The sequence below is a fragment of the Vitreoscilla sp. C1 genome (assembly GCF_002951955.2).
In the GTDB taxonomy this organism is placed as follows: domain Bacteria; phylum Pseudomonadota; class Gammaproteobacteria; order Burkholderiales; family Neisseriaceae; genus Vitreoscilla; species Vitreoscilla stercoraria.
This window is the reverse complement of sequence record NZ_CP019644.2, coordinates 2,489,142-2,509,792: the sequence shown is the minus strand read 5'-3', so window position 1 is coordinate 2,509,792 and position 20,651 is coordinate 2,489,142. Positions and strand designations below refer to the sequence as shown.

Below are 20,651 nucleotides of genomic sequence, written 5' to 3'. Positions count from 1 at the left end.
ATGAAACCTAGATATTAAAATCTACAATATCATTTGATAAAGGAATCATCACTATGAAAATCATTGCACAATTAGCAGTTATCGGCTTGGTAAGCGCTTCTTTGGTTGGCTGTGCCAATATGAACACTCAACAACGCAATACCGCTGCAGGTGTAGCCGTAGGTGGCGTGGCTGGTCATCTCATTGGTGGCAATACAGGTGCAACTTTAGGTGGTGCAGCTTTGGGTGGTGTGATTGGTAGCCAAGTACGCTAAGACAACCTCTGCTTTGGGTTAAAACCCATTATTCCAATAACAAGCGTCCTGTAATCGTTTACAGGACGCTTGTTTTTAAATGGACACAGTGTTATTACAATCTTATCTTATTTATATTTAGAAAGTGCTCTGGTTATGCGTGCCGTCGTTCAACGTGTTGCTCATGCTCAAGTCGATGTACTCACCACCAACAGTCGCCATACGGCAGGTCAAATACAACAAGGTTTAATGGTTTTATTAGGTGTTGCAGAAGAAGATACCGAAACCGATGCGCGTTATATCGCGGATAAAATCACCCACTTGCGCATTTTCACTGATGAACAAGACAAAATGAATTGGTCTGTTACCGACATCGGCGGCAGCGTGTTACTGGTATCGCAGTTTACTTTATACGGTGATGCTCGCAATGGTCGTCGCCCTTCCTATACCCAAGCAGCACGTCCTGAAAAAGCAGTATCATTATACGAATTCGTTGCAAAATTATTACAAAATAATGGCTTAAATGTTGCCACAGGTGAATTTCAAACCCACATGCAAGTGTCTTTATGTAATGATGGTCCTGTTACCTTGTTATTAGACAGCCACAAACAATTTTAATAGGTCATATGTCCCATCCTCGCCCTCCTCGTTATGGCATGAGCCATTTGCATCAAGCGGATGTCAATCATGCCGCCTATCGAGGTTTGGGATATTTGATGGCATTTATCGGCGGTGCCATCAACGCAGGTGGTTTTTTTGCTGTTCACCATTACACCTCGCACATGTCAGGCGAATTGGCACGCATTGCCGACCATATTTTTTTACAACAATGGTCTATCGCGCTTTCATCTGCCCTGATGGTATTGAGTTTTATATTGGGTGCTTGTCACGCTGCTTTTTCCATTGTGTGGGGCAAGCATATTCGCTTACACAGCCCATATGCCATCACTTTTTGGATTGAAGCAGTTTACATGTTGCTGTTTGGCATCATGGCCTCTGGCCTCACCCATTATCAAACCTTAGTACCCATTACCGTTTTATTGATGTGTTTCATCATGGGCATGCACAATACGGTCATGACCATGTTATCAGGTGGCGTGATACGCTCTACCCACATGACAGGTTTTATCACTGACATCGGCATCGAGCTAGCCAAATTCCTGTTTTATTCCATGAAAAAACGCCGTCCCACATTACAAGGGGTACAACTGGCCAAGCTCAAATTGTATTTAGGTTTGGTAACAGGTTTTGTGCTCGGTGGCGTGTTCGGAGCTTGGGGATTTCACCAAGTCCATTTCAAATTTGTGCTGTCTTTATCTGCCGTATTGCTCATTATTGGCTTTAGCCCGATTGCTTACGAAGTCAAAATTCGCAAAAAAGCATGGCAAAGACGCAAGCATCAACAAAATAAACCTAAGTAAAAAAATGTCTATGCACTTTTCCTATTTAATAGGGTCAGTATAATAGACACATTTTGGAGCTCCAGCATGACTATGCCAGACCGCGCAAAAACCCAAGAGATTTTAGATACCGCAGAAGTATTGTTCACCGCAGCCGAATGTGATGCTGCTTTAGAGCGCATGGCCGCAGAAATTACTGCCGATTTAGGCGATGCATACCCATTGTTATTGCCTGTTATGGGCGGCGCAGTGGTATTCACTGGCAAATTATTGCCTTTATTGCGTTTCCCATTGGATTTTGACTACGTTCATGTTTCTCGCTATGGCGATAAATTGGAAGGTGGCAATTTCAGTTGGACGCGCGCGCCACAATTGCAAAAAGTAGAAGGTCGTGATGTTTTGATTTTGGACGACATCTTAGACGAAGGTCAAACCATGCGCGTCATCACCGAACAAGTGATGGCAATGGGTGCCAAATCATGCAAATGTGCCGTTTTCGCCAATAAATTATTGAACAAAGAAAAACCCATCACCGCAGATTATGTCGGCTTAGATGTACCAAACCGTTATGTCTTTGGTTATGGCATGGATGTCAGCGGCGCGTGGCGCAATTTGGGCGAAATCTATGCTTTAAAAGACCATTGATTTTTGAGCTTTCCCTATATAAAAAGCGTCCTGTAAAATTTACAGGACGCTTTTTTAATGCCAATTCAATTACCACAAACGGGTAAAATCTTCATCCGATTTGGTGTTTAACTGACTGCTCCAATCCACAGGCTGATGCGGCTGAATGAAATATTCACTTTCTTCGCTGTCTGGGGTGCTAATCGGCTCCGAAGCAGGAATCTTCTCTAATGCAGGCGGTATAACCGTCTGTGCAGGTTTAGAGACAGGTGCTGCTGCCACAGTTTGCTTCACAGGCTGCAAAGTACCTTGCACTTTTTTCGCACCTTGACCGCATGTCACACAATTGAGTTGACCAGAACGATTGGCCAATACTTGCGTCAACAATTTATCGTTGACTGTTTTACCGTGTTTTTTAGCCGCTTCATTGGCTTGGGCTTTCACTGCCGCAGGGTCCAATTTTTTCAAATTGTAGGGGTCTGTATAAGCTGCCACCCAAACATTGTTATTGCCATCAACATTGACCATGCCTTGCTGATACAGCACAGACACACGCGAACCACTATCAATGAACTTGGCAAACTCAATTGCATTTGGATTTTTCAAACGCACGCAACCATAACTGGCAAAACTCGGTACGCTAGAAGGCTTACTCGTACCATGAATGCCCAAACCCAATTTAGGATCACCAAAACGCACAAATACAGGACCTAACGGATTACTCGGTCCCAGTGGGACACTTTTTAGCTCAGGCAAACCTTTTTTCGCACGATCACGGCGAATAGAAGGTGGTACCGTCCAAGTAGGATTGAATGCTTTGGCACCAATTTTATACTCGCCCGGAGGCGTTTGCGTGCGACCCTTGCCCACTGCAATCGGATAACTTTTAGCCAAACGGCCATTTTCATATACAAACAAACGCAATTGTGGAATATTAATCACCACATGCTTACCTACTGAATCGATTTCTGTATTCGGCTGCATAAAATTAGCATGGGCACCATAACTGATTGTGGACAAAGCCAACGCCATCATCATTGTTTTTTTCACCGAGATTTCCTCAAGCATTAAATATTGTTGCAATGACTGCCATTGTAACGAAACCTTCTAACATCACTGTATTTTTTGTTCACATTCATTTGAAACTGCAAACCAAAAACACTTTTTTCAGACAAAGATTAACAGCAATTAAGACGTCATTGCTACAATCTCTGTTTGGCAGTGTTTATAAAATGGCAATCACATGATTAATTTGTATCAAATTCTCAATATTGAACCGAATGCATCCATCAAATCCATACAAGCTGGCATTGCCATTTACAGCTTGCGCGATGATGCCCATCCGAAAGTCATTGCCGCAGCACGCACACATTTGCTCAATCCACAACACCGACAAACATACGACCAACATTTATTCGCTTCTTTGGGCATGGATGCCAACACTGTTCATCACCATACCACACCTATCAAGCCCACAGCGACACACCAAATTGACAAGAAACTGATTCCGACCAATCAAATCCACGAATTTGAACATTTGTATCAGTTTTTAGGCATTGATACCCAAGCCAGTTATGCCAACATTGCCGATGCGATAGATGATGCGGTTTTGGAAGGACTCAATGGCAAATATATTCAGGACGCTCGAGAACAGCTTTTAAACCCAGATGCCCGTGCCGATTATGATGCCCAACACCACATTGTATCGGCAGCAGCCATCATTCAGTCCGAATCATCGTCATCCATACAAAAACAACGTGGTTTTTCTGTAAAAAATTGGCTCAAGCGAGGCAAAAACAATCCACGCCCGCCTCATCAAACTCAAGCAAACACACAAGCCCATTCAAGCAACACCGAAACAGACAAATATTCTCCAACTCAAGCAGCAGCCAATCCAACACCGACATTCAAACGTGACAATTGGTATCAGTTTTTAGGCATACGCGGCGATGCAACTTACCAAGAAATCAAAGTGGCCATTCGTACCGCTAAGCTCAAAGGACGAGACAAAGAACTCATTAAACAAGCACAAAATATGTTGCTTCGTCCAGCCAACCGCCGTTTATACGACAAGCAAAATAACATTTTGGTTTTTATTGCTGCACAAAATGGCGATATTCACAGCAAAGTCAAAGCCACCGATTATCGCCCAGCATCACAATGGGCCAATCGCAGCATCCAAAAAATCTGTTTAGCAGCGTGCGCGCTCATGGGCTTAAGCAGTGGCTTTACATTGTGGCTACCTGACACAATCGGATGGCGGTTGATGTCAGCTGGCCCTGTTTTTCTAACGTGCTTCATGACTTTGGTTTGTCTATTTTTTGGTCACAAACAAGACCCTTTATACCACAAAACCCATATTTTACTGAGCCTTAGCTTCATCCCTGCGGCATGGTCTTTGTCTTGGCTCAATTGGCAATCATCTCAAACAGGCATGTATTGGGGCTGCGCTGCTGCTTTGGGTATTTTCATCGTACCCTTATTGTGGCGAGGGCAAAGCCGCAATGTATCTTTTCAAGCCAACACCCAACAATCGCTGGCATTTATAGTCTTGCTTGCCAATATCGTTTGGGTCACCATTGCTTGGTATCTAACATCATAATACCAATATTCAATTGATTTACAGGACGCTTAAAGCGTCCTGTAATAAATCTTATTCTTCGTCTTCACCTGCCAATATCGCAGCGATGGTAGCGTCCCAATTACTCAATTCTTCTTGCGCCTCAGTATCACCTTGCGCTGCTGCAATGGCAAACCAACCACGCGCACGCTCAAAGTCTTGCTCGACACCTTCACCATCACGCAACAAGACGCCGACATTGAATTGTGACTTGCTTAAGCCCAATTTCGCCGCACGCTCATACCAAGTAAATGCTTGGCTCATGTCTTCAGCCACACCTTCACCGCTGTCATACATCCAGCCAATGGCATGAATGGCGCAAGCATCATTTTGCTTCACAGCCAAATCGTACCATTTTTTAGCTGCCTGATTGTCTTCGGCAATAGGCTCATCCAAATTATTCAAGCCATAAAAATAGGCTTCGCCCAACCAATATTGTGCATCGGCATTGCCTGCTTTGGCCTTTTGTAACACCTCTGCATAGCTTTCAAAATCGGGGTCACAATCTTGATCCCACGCCATCGCTGTACAAGGCAATAAACCCAATGCCACAATCCACCCACACCGCTTCCACCACTGCATGATTCATCCTTCAAATGCCGCACTCTACTTGTTGCAGTATAACGACATCCATCGTCTCTAAGCAGCAAATTTACGACAGTAACAAATAAGATTTACAATGTTTGTAACATTTAAATCACAAGTTGATTGATTCAAAATAACAGCCAACAAAATCCCCATCTCGTTTCACTGAAAATCATTCTAACATCAAGACATTTACAAGCATCCAAACGCTTTTTAATCTTTGCCTCGATTGGAAAATTATTAATATGTAATAAAAATCAAAAGCGAATTTTGATTTCTATGACTCAGATGATTATTTTCATCCATCCTGCTTTTGTTAACACCATAACTTCAATATGATGTTTGAATGGACTCTTGCAACACCCTTTCAATACATGAAGAAAGAGAAGCTTATGTCACGCTACTTGAAAATTGCAGTTACCGCAGCCCTCATCAGTGCCAGCAGTTTAAGTCTTGCTCAAGGCAAACAAGCGGCTTATGCCATGCCCGATGCTTACAGTGCCAAAGTGGTAGAAAATATTTTTGCCCAAGGAGGCAATGCCGTTGATGCGGCCGTAGCATCGGCTTTTGCCTTAGCAGTTACTTTTCCTGAGGCAGGCAATATTGGTGGCGGTGGTTTCATGACCGTTTATATGGATGGTAAACCTTATTTCTTAGATTACCGTGAAGTGGCACCATTGGCAGCCACCAAAAACATGTATTTGAATGAAAAAGGTGAAGTCATTGAGAACATGAGCGTGGTCGGCGCCAAAGCCGCAGGCGTACCAGGTACGGTGATGGGCATGTGGGAAGCGCATCAAAAATTTGGCAAACTCCAATGGTCACAATTGCTGCAACCCGCCATCGATTATGCTCACCAAGGCTTCATTGTCGCAGGCACGCAATCTTTGTATAAAACCGATGCTGAAAAAACATTCGGTGGCAAAACCAATTTTTCCAAATATTTTGGCAATTTGAAAGAAGGCGTCAATTTCAAGCAACCTGAATTGGCCAAAACCTTAGAACGCATCTCTCAAAATGGTGCCAATGAATTTTATCAAGGTAAAACTGCCCAATTGTTGGTTGCACAAATGCAACGTGATGATGGCTTAATCAGCATGGACGATTTGCACAAATACAAAGCCAAATGGCGCGAGCCTTTGAGCTTTAAATGGCGTGACCATGTCATCCACACCGCGCCTTTGCCAAGTTCCGGCGGCATTGCTTTGCGCCAATTGTTGGGCATGAAAGAAGCTCGTGCGGCGGATTTCAAAGGCGTGGCATTGAATTCCAGCCAATACATACATTTGATAGCTGAAATTGAAAAACGCGTGTTTGCCGATCGTGGTCAATACTTGGGCGACCCTGATTTTTCTAAGATTCCTGTTGCAAAATTAATCAGCAGCGACTATTTGGCGCAACGAGCCAAAGAAGTGAATCCGAAAAAAATCTCAGCAACAGAAAACATCAAACCAGGCTTAGAATCGGCACACACAACCCATTTCTCTATTTTAGACAAAGACGGTAATGCCGTTGCCAATACTTACACTTTGAACTGGGATTATGGTAATGGCGTGGTGGTGGAAGGCGCAGGCTTCTTGCTCAACGATGAAATGGATGATTTCAGCGCCAAAGCAGGCGTGGCGAACATGTTTGGCGTGATTGGTGCAGATGCCAATGCCATTGAACCGGGCAAACGGATGTTGTCATCGATGACACCGACCATCATGACCACCAACGACCAAGTAAGCTTGGTCATTGGCACTCCGGGCGGCTCGCGCATTTTCACTTCAATTTTCCAAGTCATCAACAATTTGTATGACTACAATTTGCCATTAAAGCAAGCCGTTGATGCACAACGCTTCCATCACCAATTGTTCCCGAAAGATGTGATTTACTACGATGATTTTGCACCGATTACGGGTGCCGTTGCTGCTAACTTGACCAAAATGGGCTATAAAGTCGAAGATCAAGGCTGGCGTTTGGGCGATATTCAAGCCATTCATGTACAAGATGGCAAAGTCACTGCCGCTTCAGACATGCGTGGTCGTGGTCAAAATTCCGTCATCACAACTGTAAAACCTTAAAGTCATATCGTTTCAAGCGTCCTGTAAGCTGTTACAGGACGCTTGTTATTGCTGATTGTCATACATCAATACAGAACCAATTCAAACACTACCCTATCTTAATAACGCAATCTGCGCTTGCCGCTTTACAATCTCGCTTCCACTTATTTGTTCACATTGAGATGATTCATGTTCCGTATTTCTCGTTTATGGCGCGCCATCGGCTTATTTTGTCTGAGTCTTATCATGTTACTTTTGAGCGCATGGTTGGCGATGGCTTGGCACACACAACAAGCTTTTGGCTCAGCCAACAACATGCTTATCGGCATTTGGCTGATATTCAGTCTGTTTGCCATTTTCAAACTGTGGCAACCACAGCGAAAACTGCATGCTGTTTATACACATGGCTTGATAGTGCTCATGGGCGTGGTGTGGTTTTTGAATATTCCTGCTCAACAAGAGCGTTTGTGGCAAGCCGATGTCGCCAAAATCATGCATTATGAAAAAAATGGGAGCATCATCACCTTACACAATGTGCGCAATTTTAACTGGCGCAGCCAAACAGATTTCGATGCTCGCTGGGAAACCCGTCAATACGATTTGAACCACATCACAGGCATCAACGTCATCGCCTCATATTGGATGGGTCCACAAATTGCCCATACTTTGGTCAGCTTTGATTTCAAAGACCAAACACCTTTAGTGTTTTCGATTGAAATTCGCAAAGAAAAAACCGAGGAGTTTTCTGCCATCGGTGGCTTTTTTCGTCAATTTGAATTGAGTTTGATTGCCGCAGACGAAAAAGACATTGTTTATACCCGCAGCAATGTGCGTGGTGAACAAGTGTATTTTTTTCCGATTCAAGGCATCAGCCAACATGAAATGCAAGCTTTGTTCTTAGCATATCTTGCCAAATCCGATTCGTTGCGAGCGACGCCGCAATGGTATAACACCTTGTTGTCAAACTGCACCACTTTGATTTACAGCATGGCACAAAAAGCCACGCACAACGAGCTGCCTTTGGATTACCGCATTTTGGCTTCGGGTTATTTGCCCAATTATTTGCACGATGTCCACGCTTTAAATCCCAATTGGGACATGAAAACGTGGTATCAAAAAGCACATGTTAATCCACGAGTCATAGGCAAAGAATCCAACAGCCAAGAATATTCCGATTTAATCAGACAAGGTTTACCACAACCGAATTGAAAGTCTTTTTAAGTCACTATTCAAAATAAAAGCGTCCTGTAAACCTTACAGGACGCTTGTTTTATCCCAACTTAAATCTCGCCAAAGTTGCTGTGCTTTCAATTGCCTTGCCATTCTACCTGCATTGGTTTGCGGCTCGGCAATCGCTTCATGTGCAGACAATTCACGCAAATGAAGCAGATGGTTTGGGCTACCAAACAATTGGCTGAGCAAATCTTGCTGCCATTCAACGGTAAGGAAGCCTCCGTGGCTGAACCAAACTTGTTTCTCACCATTTTGGTGCAAAGACACGCTCACACAATCTGCTGTCAACAGAATGCTGGCATAAGTCGTGATTTTAAAATGGGCAACCACATCGCACATGCGCTGTTCAAACAGCACCATGTCATCGCTACGAGGACAGCCGAGCCACAACAAACGTTTGTGACTGATACCATCATCAAAAATCCATTGCGACCATGCACACGGCAAACGCCAAGCCAACGTGGCAATATCCACGGTATGCGCTTTCAAAACGGTGGCATCGGGAGGCTCTAGCAATAAAAACATGCCATATATCGAACGAACAATATGTTGACCGATATGAATAGGCTGGGTCTTGCTGTTATGCTGGCTCAAAAGCTATTTCCACTGAATGCTGCTGATGGTCACTTCAATGTCATCGCCATGGCGGCGTTTGATGGCAGCGATGATTTCAGATTCGCTTTGGTCTTTGACGGTTAAAATAGAATGCACTTGCGTGCTGCGAGATTGACGAATCGTGCTTGAGTAAGAATAGCGGATGTTCGCTCTATAAGTGCTCATGTTTCTTCCTTTCTGTTTGGACAATGCTGTTTTGGCATAAGAGGAGTATTCATATTGCATCTTCATTAAAATGCAATATGACCAAACTGTCAACAAAAAAGCATAAAAAAGCGTCCTGTAAATTTACAGGACGCTTTATATCAACTCAGAGCATTAATCCAATAGATTACAATAGATTAATCTTCGTACACATCCATTGGTGGACAAGAGCACACCAAATTGCGGTCGCCGTACACATCGTCGATGCGGTTCACGGTAGGCCAGAATTTGTTGTCACGCACGTAATCCAACGGATACACTGCTTCGTCACGGCTGTATGGATGATTCCATTCGCCATCAATCACGTTGTAAGCCGTGTGCGGTGCGTTGCACAATGGGTTGTTGTCTTTAGGCCAAGCACCGTTTTGAACTTTCAAAGCTTCTTGCTTGATGTTTTTCATCGCAGCAATGAAGCGATCCAATTCCGCTTTGCTTTCAGATTCGGTTGGCTCAATCATCAACGTGCCCGCTACTGGGAACGACATGGTTGGTGCATGGAAACCGTAGTCCATCAAACGCTTAGCAATGTCCACTTCGGTGATGCCACTGTCGGCTTTTAAAGGACGCAAGTCAACGATACATTCGTGCGCCACACGGCCGTTTTTGCCGCTGTACAAAATTGGGTAGTCTTCAGCCAATTTCGTTGCCAAGTAGTTCGCGTTCAACAAAGCCGCTTCGGTTGCTTGCTTGATGTCTTTGCCCATCATGGTGATGTACATCCATGTGATTGGCAAAATGCTTGCAGAACCGTAAGGTGCTGCAGAAACCGCGCCTTGACCATCAACCGCATTGAACACGCCTGATACGGCATGGCTGGCTTTGAATGGAGCCAAATGTGATTTCAAACCAATAGGACCCATGCCTGGACCGCCACCACCGTGAGGGATACAGAAGGTTTTGTGCAAGTTCATGTGCAAGACGTCTGCGCCCACTTCCGCAGGCTGCATCAAGCCCACTTGTGCATTCAAGTTTGCGCCATCCATGTACACTTGACCGCCATTGGCGTGAATCACATCACAAATTTCACGAATGCCTTCTTCAAACACACCGTGAGTCGACGGATAAGTGATCATCAACGCAGACAAATTGTCTTTGTGTTGCTCGGCTTTGGCTTTCAAATCGGCTACGTCTACGTTACCGTATTCGTCGGTTTCCACCACAACCACTTTCAAACCAACCATGTGCGCAGTCGCAGGATTGGTACCGTGAGCAGAACGTGGAATCAAGCAAATGTCACGATGCGCTTCGCCTTGAGCTTCTTGGTAACGGCGAATCGACACGATACCTGCATACTCACCTTGCGCACCTGAGTTAGGTTGCATAGAAATGTCATCAAAACCTGTGATGGCTTTCAAATAGTCTTGCAAGCTTTCAATCATTTGCAAGTAACCACCCACTTGATCCAAAGGTGCAAACGGATGTACTTGACCGAATTCAGGCCAAGTGATTGGAATCATCTCGGCTGTGGCATTCAATTTCATCGTGCAGCTGCCCAATGAAATCATGCTGCGGTTCATCGCCAAGTCTTTGTCTTCCAATTTTTTCAAGTAGCGCAACATTTCGTGTTCGGTATGGTGGCTGTTGAAAACTGGGTGTGACAAAATCGCATCGGTACGCAAAACGGCTGCATTCAATGAAGATTTCGCTTCAGCAGGCAAAGCAGCAGCTGTACCTGTGAACGCTTCAGTCAATTGAGCAAAATCTTGTGCATTAGACAATTCGTGGAATGCCACTGCCAAAGCGGTTTCGCCCACTTGACGCACGTTGATGCCTTGCGCCAACAATGCTTCATAAATAGATGCTGCTTTGTCGCCCGCTTCTACCAATACGGTGTCGAAGAATTGCGCATGTACCACGCTCACACCTTCAGCAGCATTGATCACATCAGCAAAAGCCGTTGCCAATGCGTGAATGCGATTGGCAATGCGTTTCACGCCTTCAGGACCGTGGTAAACCGCGTACATACCAGCCAAGTTCGCCAACAATACTTGTGACGTACAAATGTTAGAGTTGGCTTTTTCACGGCGAATGTGTTGTTCACGCGTTTGCAAAGCCATGCGAAGTGCACGTTTGCCTTTGGCATCCACAGAAACGCCAATAATGCGACCCGCAGCAGAACGCTTAGCAGCATCGGTAAACGCAAAGAATGCTGCGTGAGGACCACCAAAACCCATAGGCACACCAAAGCGCTGGGTGTTACCCAAAGCCACGTCCGCGCCCATTTCGCCAGGGGATTTCAACAATACCAAGCTCATCGCGTCCGCAGCAACCGCCACGTTTGCGCCTTTGGCTTTCAAGCCAGCGATGATATCGGTCAAATCAACCACATCACCGTCTTTGCCCACGTATTGCAACAAAGCACCGAAGTATTCGCCTTCTTGCGCTTGTTCAAAATCGCCCACAACCAATTCAAAACCAAAGTATTTGGCACGAGTTTGCATCACATCCAAAGTTTGTGGATACACACGTGCGTCAACGAAGTAACGGTCGGTTTTCACTTTGCTCATGCGTTTTGCCAAAGACATCGCTTCAGCCGCAGCAGTGGCTTCATCCAACAATGAAGCGCCCGCCAATTCCAAACCAGACAAGTCAATACACACTTGTTGGAAGTTCAATAATGCTTCCAAACGACCTTGCGCAATTTCAGCTTGGTAAGGCGTGTAAGCGGTATACCAACCTGGGTTTTCCAAGACATTGCGTTGAATTACATATGGCAAGCGAGTTGGGTAATAACCCAAACCGATGTAGCTGTTGTTCACTTTGATGTTATCAGCCAAACCACGCAACTGTTGCAAAGCGTCGGTTTCAGTCACGCTGTCAGGCAAATTCAATTCACCTGGCATGCGTACTGAATCAGGTACGGTTTGGCTCAAAAATGCATCGATACTGTCAGCGCCCACAGCTTGCAACATTTGTTGCGTGCTGTCGGCATTGATACCGATGTGACGACCGATGAATTCACCGGCATTGAATAACTCATTGAAACTCATAACTGAATCCTCTGTTACAAAACCATTGTTTCAGGGCGCTTTGCGTGAAACCATCACGACCGACGCCACCAATAAAGCAAACACTTGCACCAACAACAAAACCCCAACCGTCAGATTCCATTCGCCGCGCGCATAAGCCCATCCACACACCGCCGCACCAATGGTGCCACCTGTGTAATAACCCATATAATACAAACCTGAAGCCAAAGAACGATTTTGCGTCACGTTCTTGGCGATGTAACTGATGGTCGCCGATTGCGTAATGAATACGCCTGAGCTCATCACGCCCAAAGCCACCACAATCTCCCAAAGCGGTGCTACCAAAGTGCCGACCACACCCACCATCGACATCAGCACAGCCAATATGGCGGTTTTTTTAGCACCCAAACGGGTCAAAATCCGTGTTGATAAAGGCGTGATAATCATGCCGATTAAGTACACCATGAAAATATTGGCCAATTGCGCGCTGCTCAAATGGTAAGGCGCAGCCGCCAAATGCAAATTGACGAACGTAAAACAACCCACCAACGAGAACAACACACATGCGCCCAATAACATGGCACTCAAAACATAACGATTGTGCAAATGCGACCACAATCCTTGCAGCACAGGCTTTAATTGGCGATTGGGCACAAAACTTTTAGAAGCAGGCAATTGTGTGATGGCCAATACCACACCTGCCAACATCGTTGCTGCCATCACCCAAAACGCTTGTTGCCATGTCAAATATTCGGTCAAATGACCCAAAATAAAGCGGCCTGAAAACCCACCGAACACCGTACCTGATACATACAAAGACATGATTTTGGTCATATTGCGACCTATAAATTCTTCGCCAATGTAAGCAATCAACACCACCGTAATGCCCGGTACTGCCAAGCCTTGCAAAAACCGCCACACATTCATTTGCGCCAAACTATCGGCAAAACCCATCATGGCGGTGGGAAAGCCCAAAAACAACAAAGACGCCACAATCACACTTTTGCGTCCCACCGCATCCGACAACATGCCCATAAAAGGCGACATCAACGCCACCGCCAACACTGTTGCACCAACGGTAAAACCAATTTCGTCAGGCGTAGCAGAAAATGCTTGCATCAATAATGGCAAAATCGCTTGCACGGCATACACTTGCACAAAAGCAAACATACCAATGACAAATACGGCAATCAGCAAACCCAAAGGCAAGGCTTCTTGCTTTGCCACCTCAGCAGCAGAACTCATACCACCTCTTTAAGGCTACTAATACCGGTGTGCACGCCCATCGCACCCAATATCACCGCACTGCTTTTGCTCAATCTTTGTGCATATTCAGGACGCTGCTGCAATTTTTTACTAATAAATCCTGCCAATACCACCAACAACAAACACCACAGCGTTCCCGTAACCATAAATGTGGCGGTCAACAATAAAAACGGTACGGCCGAATCCGCACCATGACTGACAAATTGCGGTAAGAATGCCAAAAAAAACAAACCAATTTTAGGATTGAGCAAATTGGTCACCACACCTTGTTGGTAGGTTTTCAGGACGCTCATACCTTTAGAAGCGTCCTGTAAACTGGAGGCATCCAAATCATTGCTGCGCCACATTTGCACTGCAATCCAAACAATGTAAGCCGCACCCAACAGTTTAATAGCCAGCATCAACATCGGCGCTTGTGCCAAAACAGCCGCCAATCCCAACGATACCAACAAGCCCCACACCAAAATGCCGCTAGAAATACCCAAAACCGATGCAATACCCGCTTTCGCACCTTGCGACAAAGTCCTGCTCAAAATGTAAATCGTGTCCGAGCCCGGTGTAATATTCAACACCAATGCCGCCACCACAAAACCCCAATAATTCTCAATTCCCCACATCAAGCCCTATCCTTATTGTGATGTGCCTCGGAGATATGGTGGTTGGCTACCCTCTACAAGCATCAAAATAGGGCAGTCTGCATCATGCGCACCGGGCAAATAACCTGTACTCATTAAAAACTCGCTAACAATCTCACCGCCAACAAACTTAAATTGCTGTTTAAATACTTTCACCCATTCACTTTTTGCCAATGGATGGTGATGCTCTAACCATGCTTTGAATGAACCATATTCTTGCTGCAACAACACAATCTGCTGCGCATTGTAAATAGCCGCATGCACTTTCAAACGGTTGCGTACAATCGATGCGTCCTGTAACAAACGCGCCACGTCTTGCGCATCAAAAGCAGCGACTTTGCTGATTTCAAAATCATGGTAGGCTTGATAAAAACCATCCCATTTGTTTAAAATCGTGCTCCAACTCAAACCTGCTTGGTTGATTTCCAACACCAAACGCGCAAAAAGTTCATCGTCAGACGCCACCGAATAACCATACAGATGGTCATGGTACTGTTTGTGTGGATTGCGGTCATCGCCATCCAATGTTTGCACAAATTGACAATAAGACATCAGCGCGTTTACAACGTCCAAAAATAAACCGGCTGTGGTTGAAAACCACTACCGGTATTTGTTAAAGCCATTGTTACGTATGTGTTTGTGAATGCTTACTCGTCATCGTTTTTGCTCAAGCGCTGTAAAAACGATTCACGGGATTTTTCTGGCTCGCCAGTTTCACGGCGATTTTGTAAGATGTCGCGCACATTCTTTTGCACCGTAATGGAAGCAAACAGGCTCATTAAAAAACTGATGCCATAAAAGCCTTTTTCGGTACTAGGCAATTGTGCGTTCCACAAACCCACAGCCAACATCACAATCGAACTTAACAACCCAAACCAACAAATACCCAAATAAATATCGGTCACTGGTATGTGTTCTAAGCGGTCACGCACTGCCTTTTGCAAAGACACCGCTGCGAACAAACCGAACAACAGCAAAACCAAGTAATAACCTTTTTCGCTCAGTGCCATTGGCGCACTCCAAAGGCCAAAGAGATAAGCCATCATGCCCACCCCCAATGCTACCCATGAAGCACCCACAAATGCTTTACTCGGTTCTTGCAATGCCATCACGCTCTCCCTTGATTTATTGATTGCCAATTGCGGCATTATGCAATAGACCAAATTTGAGATGAGATGTTTCTACTTAAGTAGCATATGCTGCTATGCTTAAATGCAGCATTTGCTACTTATTTCATGCTTTCAATGCACTCACCAATCAGTTGATTTCTGCTTCGTAAGCTGCGGCATCCAACAAACCATCTAAATCAGCAGCGTTTGCAGGCTGAATGCGGAAGAACCAAGCCGCACCGTAAGGATCGGTGTTAGCAGTTTCTGGTGCATCTACCAACTCTTGGTTGATTTCCAAAATTTCACCTGCGATAGGCGCGTAAATGTCAGAAGCGGCTTTCACAGATTCAACCACGCCAGCTTGCTCTTCAGCAGCCAAATTTGCGCCCACTTCAGGCAATTCAACGAATACGATGTCGCCCAATAATTCTTGTGCATGGTCGGTAATGCCAACGGTGACGCTGCCGTCAGCTTCCAAACGCAACCACTCGTGGCTAGAAACATATTTTAATTCTGCTGGAACATTGCTCATGAGATTTACTCCACATTAAATTTTACAAATTGGCGTCCTGAAACCATTTCAGGACGCCCAAACCAAATCAATCAAATTGTTTTTGACCATTGCGTACAAATGGCAATTTGATAACACGTACGTCAGTGAATGTGCCACGAATGTCCACTTGTGCGGTATCGGTGGTGGCTTTAGGCACACGCGCAATGGCAATAGATTGTTTCAAAGTCGGTGAGAATGTACCTGAAGTAATAATGCCAGTACCGATACCAGGAACGGTCACTTGCATGCCTTCACGCAATACGCCACGCGTTTCCATTACCAAGCCAACTTGTTTTTCAGGCACGCCAGTTTCTTTGGCTTTGAGCAAAGCGGCTTTACCGATAAAGTCACGTTCATCACTCCAAGCAATCGTCCAACCCATTCCCGCTTGCAAAGGATTGATTTCTTCGCCCATGTCATGACCGTACAAGTTCATGCCCGCTTCCATACGCAAAGTATCACGCGCGCCCAAACCACAAGGATTCACGCCCACAGCGCGCAACTCATTGAAGAAAGTTTCCGCCGCCGCCGCAGGTAAAATCACTTCCACACCGTCTTCACCAGTATAACCTGTTTTGGCTACAAACCAATCGCCACCCAAATCCACGCCTACAAACGCTTTCAATGCGTTAACTTGTTCAGCCCATTCAGGTTTTGCGACCAACAATTTTTCAATCGCTTTAGGACCTTGCACTGCCAACATCGCCAATTCAGGACGCTCTTTGATAGTGACACCAAATGGTGCTGCGGTTTTGGTGAATTGCGCCAAGTCTTTGTCACGAGTGGCTGCATTCGATACGATGCGGTATTCAGTTTCTGCTTCATTAGAAAGGTAAACAATCAAGTCATCGATAACACCGGCTTGCTCGTTTAACATTGGGGAATACAAGGCTTTACCAACAAATTTTAATTTGTCTACATCATTGGCCAAAAGATATTGCAACCATGCTTTGACTTGCTCGCCAGAAACATCAGTCACGACCATATGAGACACGTCAAACATACCAGCATCGGTACGCACGAATTCATGTTCTTTGATTTGGGAGCCGTAATGGATGGGTAAATCCCAACCTGAGAAATCGACCATTTTACCTTCAGCGGCAACGTGGGCATTGTAAAACGGGGTTTTTTGAGGTTCACTCATGTCCATCACTCCATAGAATTAAGAATGCTTTTTGCTTTAGCAACAAGCGATTCCCTATCTGTCCTGTGACCTGAGATTTTCGAATGAAAGACTTCATTCTTTCCCCCTTCGGTGGGCTTTTTTGCCGCTCTCCAGATTTGCCTTATCTGCATGAAACACATAAGGGTTTTACAGTCCTTCCACCTGAGCGATTAAAGGGTCTATGCGCCTTCGGTAGCCGAGCCAATCTATTTCTCGGACTTCTCCTGCAAAACGCCGCTATTATGACTGTCTATTACGCTTTTTGGCAAGTAACATCGGTGATGCAGCGCAACTTAATTTATTTTAATTTCATATTAATAATATTAAGCATAGATATCAAAAAAACAGGCAAATTTTCATTAAAACACTTCCAATCCACCATAGGCTCACTCTCAATTTACGACAACAATCCTCTATTTTTTGACGACTTCCTAATTTTTTATAAAAAAAAACTTCTTTTGAGGTAGAATATTGTCACATTATGTTGAGAATCTATGATTTAACTCATCAAAAAAATTGCGCAATAATCTAAAAATTTTCGTCTACTTTGTACACACACTGTATTTTACGGGAGAGCCACACTCATGCAGAGCATCGTCTTAGATAAAATTGATTTAAAAATTTTACAAGTTTTACAAGAAAACGGCCGTTTGACCAACGTAGAATTGTCTGAACGTGTGGCTTTGTCACCTTCTCCTTGCTTGCGTCGTTTGAAACAATTGGAAGATGCTGGCGTGATTCAACGTTATGCTGCTTTGTTAAGCCCTGCGGCGATTGAATTGGGCTTGCAAGCTTTCATTCGTGTGACAGTTAACAAAGCAGGCGGCGGTCGTGAAAAATTCGATGAAACAGTACAACAATGGCCTGAAATTTTGAGCTGTTTTGCGTTAACTGGTGAAACCGATTATATGTTGCATGCTTTCTTTGTCGATATGGAACATTTCTCGCATTTTGTATTGGAAATTTTATTGAACCAATCAGGTGTACAGGACGCTCGCTCTAGCTTTGTATTGCGTGAAGTGAAAAAAACCACCGCTTTACCATTGAACCATTTGCACAATGACTGATTTGAATCACCAAGACCTCATCCAAACCACCCGCACATGGCTAGAAACTGCCGTGATTGGGTTAAATTTATGCCCATTTGCCAAAGCCACTTACAATAAAGATTTGATTCGCTTTAGTGTTAGCCAAGCTAGGCATTTGGATGTATTTTTAGAGCGTTTGGATGAAGAATTGCTCTTGCTCAAGCAAACGCCTGCCAACGAGCTAGAAACCACTTTGCTGATTGAACCGAATTTATTCAACGATTTTGATTTGTTCAATCAAATTTTAGATGTTGCCGATCAAGCCTTGGTCGATCATGGTTTGGAAGGCGTGATTCAAATTGCACCGTTTCATCCGCAATTTCAGTTTGACGGTACTGAGCCTGACGACATCAGCAATTATACCAATCGCTCACCTTATCCCATTTTGCATTTGATTCGCGAAGACAGCATTGCCAAAGCCATGCAAGCATTCCCTAATGCAGACACCATTTTTGAGCGCAACATTGCTTTGCTTGAAAAAATGGGACATGAAGGTTGGGATGCTTTGTGGCAGAAAAAGGACTGATATGATGGTGCGCTATGCCTTGTTGGCCGCAGGTTGGTTGGCTTTGGCATTGGGTACCATTGGCATTTTCCTGCCTTTGCTGCCCACCACGCCATTTGTATTGTTGGCGGCAGTGTGTTTTGCCAAAGCTTCACCACGCTTTCATCATTGGCTATTACAACACAAAACATTTGGTCCGATTGTGTACAATTGGCAAGAACATCGCGCAGTGCCTTTGCCTGCTAAAATGCTGTCTAGCTCCATGATGGCTTTGTCTACTTATATGGTGTATTACCGTTTTCCTGAAATGGTATGGGTTTGGAGCATGTGTGGCATCACTTGTTTGTGCGTCGCCATTTGGATTTGGCGTTTGCCTCATCGCTGATACAGCACCCTGTAAACATTCAAAAAGCGTCCTGTAAATATTTACAGGACGCTTTTTTCAAATCAGATGATGTTTTATTCAAACACCACAGTTTTATGACCAAATACAATGACACGGTCTTCTAAATGCCAAGTGATGGCACGTGCCAAAACCTGTCTTTCCACATCCGCACCCAATTCTCGCAACTCTTGCACAGTGTAACGGTGATCGACCCGCTTCACATCTTGCTCGATAATCGGACCTTGGTCTAAATCTGCCGTCACATAATGCGCTGTTGCACCAATCAACTTCACACCTTTATCATATGCTTGACCATAAGGATCGGCACCGACAAAAGCAGGCAAAAATGAATGATGAATGTTAATAATTTTTTGTGCCCACTTGGCAGTAAAATCTTCACTCAAAATCTGCATATAACGCGCCAATACCAATAAGTCACAATCAGCCACCCATTCGTTGATTTGTGCTTCGGCTTGTACTTTGGTTTCTGGTGTCACTTTAACCACCTTGTACTCAATACCAAAATTTTCCACCGCCTCACGCAAATCTTCGTGATTGCTGATGACACAAGCAATGTCACACGGCAACTGTCCACGCGCATGGCGCCACAACAATTCCATCAAAGCATGATCATGTTTAGAGACAAATAAAGCCACTTTTTTGCGCTCTTTGACCAAAGCCAAACGCCAATTCATCGCATACATATTGGCAACATTGCGCTGAAAGTTTTCAATTAAAATATCGTGCTGCTTTTCCAATTGCGGCAACAAAAACTCCACTCGCATAAAATAATCACCACCACTGGCCTCAGTCGTGTATTGATCCAAAGCGGTAATATTGGCGCCTACATGGTATAAAAGACCCGATACAGCTTGCACAATGCCTGATTGATCCTGACAATGAATTAAAAGTCTTGCTGTGTGTTCACTACTCATGCTTTTTTCGCTCATATGGGAAAAGGAATTTTTTATTATAATCTTTCACATCTAAATGTATAGCTTTTTGATTCATCCTTCTTTTCATTACCCAGAAAGACATCCATGATTTTCATTTTCGGCGTACAGCCCAAAAAAATCAGCGAAACAGAGGGCTTATTCAATTGCCCCATTTGCCAAACTCAAACCACTTACCGCCTGAGCAGCAGCCGTTCACACCTTTCCATTTTTTTCTTGCCTTTATTCCCCATCGGCAAGCCAAATACCACTTTTGTTTGCTTACAATGCGGTACGTCTTTGCCTGAAAAATTCATTCCATCAAAAAGCTGAATCTTCAGACAAACCAAACCTTTGGTCAATTCTGCGCCAACAGCGGTTAAATCCCTGCTGTTAGCGTAATATATGCTAAAAATTTCGTTTTTTTTTGAATTTTTCACAGTAAAAGCATGGTCATGACTGTCATAAAACCCTATACTTAATTC

23 protein-coding genes and 2 riboswitches are annotated in these 20,651 nt (G+C 44.5%); of the genes, 11 read left to right on the top strand and 12 right to left on the bottom strand.

What is annotated here, in order from left to right; genetic code table 11:
• Window positions 1–53: 53 nt before the first annotated feature.
• From ADP71_RS12360 to ADP71_RS12345, 4 genes are all read left to right on the top strand, one after another.
• On the top strand, window positions 54–254 hold the full coding sequence (locus ADP71_RS12360; protein ID WP_019959226.1) for a glycine zipper 2TM domain-containing protein: 201 nt from the start codon (window positions 54–56) through the stop codon (window positions 252–254).
• A gap of 135 nt (window positions 255–389) precedes the next feature.
• The gene (gene dtd / locus ADP71_RS12355; protein WP_019959225.1) at window positions 390–851 is read left to right on the top strand and encodes a D-aminoacyl-tRNA deacylase; all 462 of its coding nucleotides are present in this window, start codon (window positions 390–392) and stop codon (window positions 849–851) included.
• Window positions 852–859: 8 nt separating this feature from the next.
• Window positions 860–1,654: a YoaK family protein gene (locus tag ADP71_RS12350; protein ID WP_019959224.1), complete on the top strand. Its 795-nt coding sequence runs from the start codon at window positions 860–862 to the stop codon at window positions 1,652–1,654.
• Between the two features lie 66 nt (window positions 1,655–1,720).
• A complete protein-coding gene (locus ADP71_RS12345) occupies window positions 1,721–2,278 on the top strand; it encodes a hypoxanthine-guanine phosphoribosyltransferase (RefSeq protein WP_019959223.1) in 558 nt (185 codons plus the stop codon).
• A 69-nt stretch (window positions 2,279–2,347) separates the two neighbouring features.
• On the opposite strand, the gene ADP71_RS12340 is transcribed toward ADP71_RS12345, so the two are convergent.
• Complete coding sequence (locus tag ADP71_RS12340; protein WP_104932429.1) at window positions 2,348–3,307, bottom strand: L,D-transpeptidase; 960 nt, start codon at window positions 3,305–3,307, stop codon at window positions 2,348–2,350.
• Window positions 3,308–3,500: 193 nt separating this feature from the next.
• On the opposite strand from ADP71_RS12340, the gene ADP71_RS12335 reads away from it, so the two are divergent.
• Window positions 3,501–4,859 (top strand): hypothetical protein, encoded by a 1,359-nt coding sequence (locus ADP71_RS12335; RefSeq protein ID WP_171461188.1) that lies wholly within the window; start codon window positions 3,501–3,503, stop codon window positions 4,857–4,859.
• Window positions 4,860–4,910: 51 nt separating this feature from the next.
• Here ADP71_RS12335 and ADP71_RS12330 read toward each other — a convergent pair whose 3' ends face one another.
• Complete coding sequence (locus tag ADP71_RS12330) at window positions 4,911–5,459, bottom strand: tetratricopeptide repeat protein (protein ID WP_019959220.1); 549 nt, start codon at window positions 5,457–5,459, stop codon at window positions 4,911–4,913.
• 395 nt (window positions 5,460–5,854) lie between these two features.
• Here ADP71_RS12330 and ggt point away from each other — a divergent pair, with 395 nt between their 5' ends.
• Window positions 5,855–7,528: a gamma-glutamyltransferase gene (gene ggt, locus ADP71_RS12325; RefSeq protein ID WP_019959219.1), complete on the top strand. Its 1,674-nt coding sequence runs from the start codon at window positions 5,855–5,857 to the stop codon at window positions 7,526–7,528.
• A gap of 225 nt (window positions 7,529–7,753) precedes the next feature.
• Window positions 7,754–8,716 carry an Lnb N-terminal periplasmic domain-containing protein gene (locus tag ADP71_RS12320; protein ID WP_019959218.1) on the top strand — a complete coding sequence of 321 codons (963 nt, stop codon included), beginning with the start codon at window positions 7,754–7,756 and terminating at the stop codon, window positions 8,714–8,716.
• 45 nt (window positions 8,717–8,761) lie between these two features.
• On the opposite strand, the gene ADP71_RS12315 is transcribed toward ADP71_RS12320, so the two are convergent.
• The 9 genes from ADP71_RS12315 to gcvT form a co-directional block, all read right to left on the bottom strand.
• A complete protein-coding gene (locus ADP71_RS12315; RefSeq protein WP_104932312.1) occupies window positions 8,762–9,334 on the bottom strand; it encodes a hypothetical protein in 573 nt (190 codons plus the stop codon).
• A 3-nt stretch (window positions 9,335–9,337) separates the two neighbouring features.
• On the bottom strand, window positions 9,338–9,520 hold the full coding sequence (locus tag ADP71_RS12310; protein ID WP_019959216.1) for a hypothetical protein: 183 nt from the start codon (window positions 9,518–9,520) through the stop codon (window positions 9,338–9,340).
• Between the two features lie 176 nt (window positions 9,521–9,696).
• Entirely contained in the window at window positions 9,697–12,549 is a 2,853-nt protein-coding gene (gcvP, locus tag ADP71_RS12305) for an aminomethyl-transferring glycine dehydrogenase (protein WP_104932311.1), read from the bottom strand.
• A 30-nt stretch (window positions 12,550–12,579) separates the two neighbouring features.
• On the bottom strand, window positions 12,580–13,773 hold the full coding sequence (locus ADP71_RS12300; protein ID WP_019959322.1) for an MFS transporter: 1,194 nt from the start codon (window positions 13,771–13,773) through the stop codon (window positions 12,580–12,582).
• Window positions 13,770–14,411 carry a LysE family translocator gene (locus tag ADP71_RS12295; RefSeq protein ID WP_019959323.1) on the bottom strand — a complete coding sequence of 214 codons (642 nt, stop codon included), beginning with the start codon at window positions 14,409–14,411 and terminating at the stop codon, window positions 13,770–13,772. The genes ADP71_RS12300 and ADP71_RS12295 overlap by 4 nt, the downstream gene beginning before the upstream one ends.
• Window positions 14,412–14,423: 12 nt before the next feature.
• A complete protein-coding gene (locus ADP71_RS12290; RefSeq protein ID WP_104932309.1) occupies window positions 14,424–14,981 on the bottom strand; it encodes a DNA-3-methyladenine glycosylase I in 558 nt (185 codons plus the stop codon).
• Between the two features lie 95 nt (window positions 14,982–15,076).
• Window positions 15,077–15,538: an inner membrane protein YiaA gene (gene yiaA, locus ADP71_RS12285; RefSeq protein WP_104932308.1), complete on the bottom strand. Its 462-nt coding sequence runs from the start codon at window positions 15,536–15,538 to the stop codon at window positions 15,077–15,079.
• Window positions 15,539–15,686: 148 nt separating this feature from the next.
• A complete protein-coding gene (gene gcvH / locus ADP71_RS12280) occupies window positions 15,687–16,070 on the bottom strand; it encodes a glycine cleavage system protein GcvH (protein WP_019959326.1) in 384 nt (127 codons plus the stop codon).
• Window positions 16,071–16,137: 67 nt separating this feature from the next.
• Window positions 16,138–17,235 (bottom strand): glycine cleavage system aminomethyltransferase GcvT, encoded by a 1,098-nt coding sequence (gene gcvT, locus ADP71_RS12275; RefSeq protein ID WP_104932307.1) that lies wholly within the window; start codon window positions 17,233–17,235, stop codon window positions 16,138–16,140.
• A gap of 48 nt (window positions 17,236–17,283) precedes the next feature.
• A riboswitch (glycine riboswitch) is annotated at window positions 17,284–17,380 on the bottom strand.
• 16 nt (window positions 17,381–17,396) lie between these two features.
• Window positions 17,397–17,493: riboswitch (glycine riboswitch) on the bottom strand.
• 347 nt (window positions 17,494–17,840) lie between these two features.
• Between gcvT and ADP71_RS12270 the strand changes: the two genes are divergently transcribed.
• The 3 genes from ADP71_RS12270 to ADP71_RS12260 are packed head-to-tail and all read left to right on the top strand — an operon-like array spanning window position 17,841 to window position 19,234.
• The gene (locus tag ADP71_RS12270; RefSeq protein ID WP_019959330.1) at window positions 17,841–18,323 is read left to right on the top strand and encodes an Lrp/AsnC family transcriptional regulator; all 483 of its coding nucleotides are present in this window, start codon (window positions 17,841–17,843) and stop codon (window positions 18,321–18,323) included.
• Complete coding sequence (locus tag ADP71_RS12265) at window positions 18,316–18,870, top strand: DUF1415 domain-containing protein (protein WP_019959331.1); 555 nt, start codon at window positions 18,316–18,318, stop codon at window positions 18,868–18,870. Before ADP71_RS12270 ends, ADP71_RS12265 begins: the two co-directional genes overlap by 8 nt.
• Window positions 18,871–18,874: 4 nt before the next feature.
• Window positions 18,875–19,234: a YbaN family protein gene (locus ADP71_RS12260; protein WP_026353689.1), complete on the top strand. Its 360-nt coding sequence runs from the start codon at window positions 18,875–18,877 to the stop codon at window positions 19,232–19,234.
• 74 nt (window positions 19,235–19,308) lie between these two features.
• On the opposite strand, the gene purU is transcribed toward ADP71_RS12260, so the two are convergent.
• Complete coding sequence (purU, locus tag ADP71_RS12255) at window positions 19,309–20,169, bottom strand: formyltetrahydrofolate deformylase (protein WP_026353690.1); 861 nt, start codon at window positions 20,167–20,169, stop codon at window positions 19,309–19,311.
• A gap of 105 nt (window positions 20,170–20,274) precedes the next feature.
• On the opposite strand from purU, the gene ADP71_RS13215 reads away from it, so the two are divergent.
• Window positions 20,275–20,499: a zinc-ribbon domain-containing protein gene (locus ADP71_RS13215; protein ID WP_026353691.1), complete on the top strand. Its 225-nt coding sequence runs from the start codon at window positions 20,275–20,277 to the stop codon at window positions 20,497–20,499.
• Window positions 20,500–20,651 lie beyond the last annotated feature (152 nt).

Excerpts from the sequence above, each read along its gene's own strand:
- gcvH (WP_019959326.1), bottom strand. The coding sequence starts at position 16,070 with ATGAGCAATGTTCCAGCAGAATTAAAATATGTTTCTAGCCACGAGTGG.
- ggt (WP_019959219.1), top strand. The coding sequence starts at position 5,855 with ATGTCACGCTACTTGAAAATTGCAGTTACCGCAGCCCTCATCAGTGCC.
- ADP71_RS12330 (WP_019959220.1), bottom strand. The coding sequence starts at position 5,459 with ATGCAGTGGTGGAAGCGGTGTGGGTGGATTGTGGCATTGGGTTTATTG.
- ADP71_RS12360 (WP_019959226.1), top strand. The coding sequence starts at position 54 with ATGAAAATCATTGCACAATTAGCAGTTATCGGCTTGGTAAGCGCTTCT.
- ADP71_RS12290 (WP_104932309.1), bottom strand. The coding sequence starts at position 14,981 with ATGTCTTATTGTCAATTTGTGCAAACATTGGATGGCGATGACCGCAAT.
- ADP71_RS12345 (WP_019959223.1), top strand. The coding sequence starts at position 1,721 with ATGACTATGCCAGACCGCGCAAAAACCCAAGAGATTTTAGATACCGCA.
- ADP71_RS12320 (WP_019959218.1), top strand. The coding sequence starts at position 7,754 with ATGTTACTTTTGAGCGCATGGTTGGCGATGGCTTGGCACACACAACAA.
- ADP71_RS13215 (WP_026353691.1), top strand. The coding sequence starts at position 20,275 with ATGATTTTCATTTTCGGCGTACAGCCCAAAAAAATCAGCGAAACAGAG.
- ADP71_RS12300 (WP_019959322.1), bottom strand. The coding sequence starts at position 13,773 with ATGAGTTCTGCTGCTGAGGTGGCAAAGCAAGAAGCCTTGCCTTTGGGT.
- gcvP (WP_104932311.1), bottom strand. The coding sequence starts at position 12,549 with ATGAGTTTCAATGAGTTATTCAATGCCGGTGAATTCATCGGTCGTCAC.
- ADP71_RS12260 (WP_026353689.1), top strand. The coding sequence starts at position 18,875 with ATGGTGCGCTATGCCTTGTTGGCCGCAGGTTGGTTGGCTTTGGCATTG.
- ADP71_RS12310 (WP_019959216.1), bottom strand. The coding sequence starts at position 9,520 with ATGAGCACTTATAGAGCGAACATCCGCTATTCTTACTCAAGCACGATT.
- yiaA (WP_104932308.1), bottom strand. The coding sequence starts at position 15,538 with ATGGCATTGCAAGAACCGAGTAAAGCATTTGTGGGTGCTTCATGGGTA.
- ADP71_RS12295 (WP_019959323.1), bottom strand. The coding sequence starts at position 14,411 with ATGTGGGGAATTGAGAATTATTGGGGTTTTGTGGTGGCGGCATTGGTG.
- dtd (WP_019959225.1), top strand. The coding sequence starts at position 390 with ATGCGTGCCGTCGTTCAACGTGTTGCTCATGCTCAAGTCGATGTACTC.
- ADP71_RS12270 (WP_019959330.1), top strand. The coding sequence starts at position 17,841 with ATGCAGAGCATCGTCTTAGATAAAATTGATTTAAAAATTTTACAAGTT.
- ADP71_RS12265 (WP_019959331.1), top strand. The coding sequence starts at position 18,316 with ATGACTGATTTGAATCACCAAGACCTCATCCAAACCACCCGCACATGG.
- ADP71_RS12335 (WP_171461188.1), top strand. The coding sequence starts at position 3,501 with ATGATTAATTTGTATCAAATTCTCAATATTGAACCGAATGCATCCATC.
- ADP71_RS12350 (WP_019959224.1), top strand. The coding sequence starts at position 860 with ATGTCCCATCCTCGCCCTCCTCGTTATGGCATGAGCCATTTGCATCAA.
- gcvT (WP_104932307.1), bottom strand. The coding sequence starts at position 17,235 with ATGAGTGAACCTCAAAAAACCCCGTTTTACAATGCCCACGTTGCCGCT.
- purU (WP_026353690.1), bottom strand. The coding sequence starts at position 20,169 with ATGAGTAGTGAACACACAGCAAGACTTTTAATTCATTGTCAGGATCAA.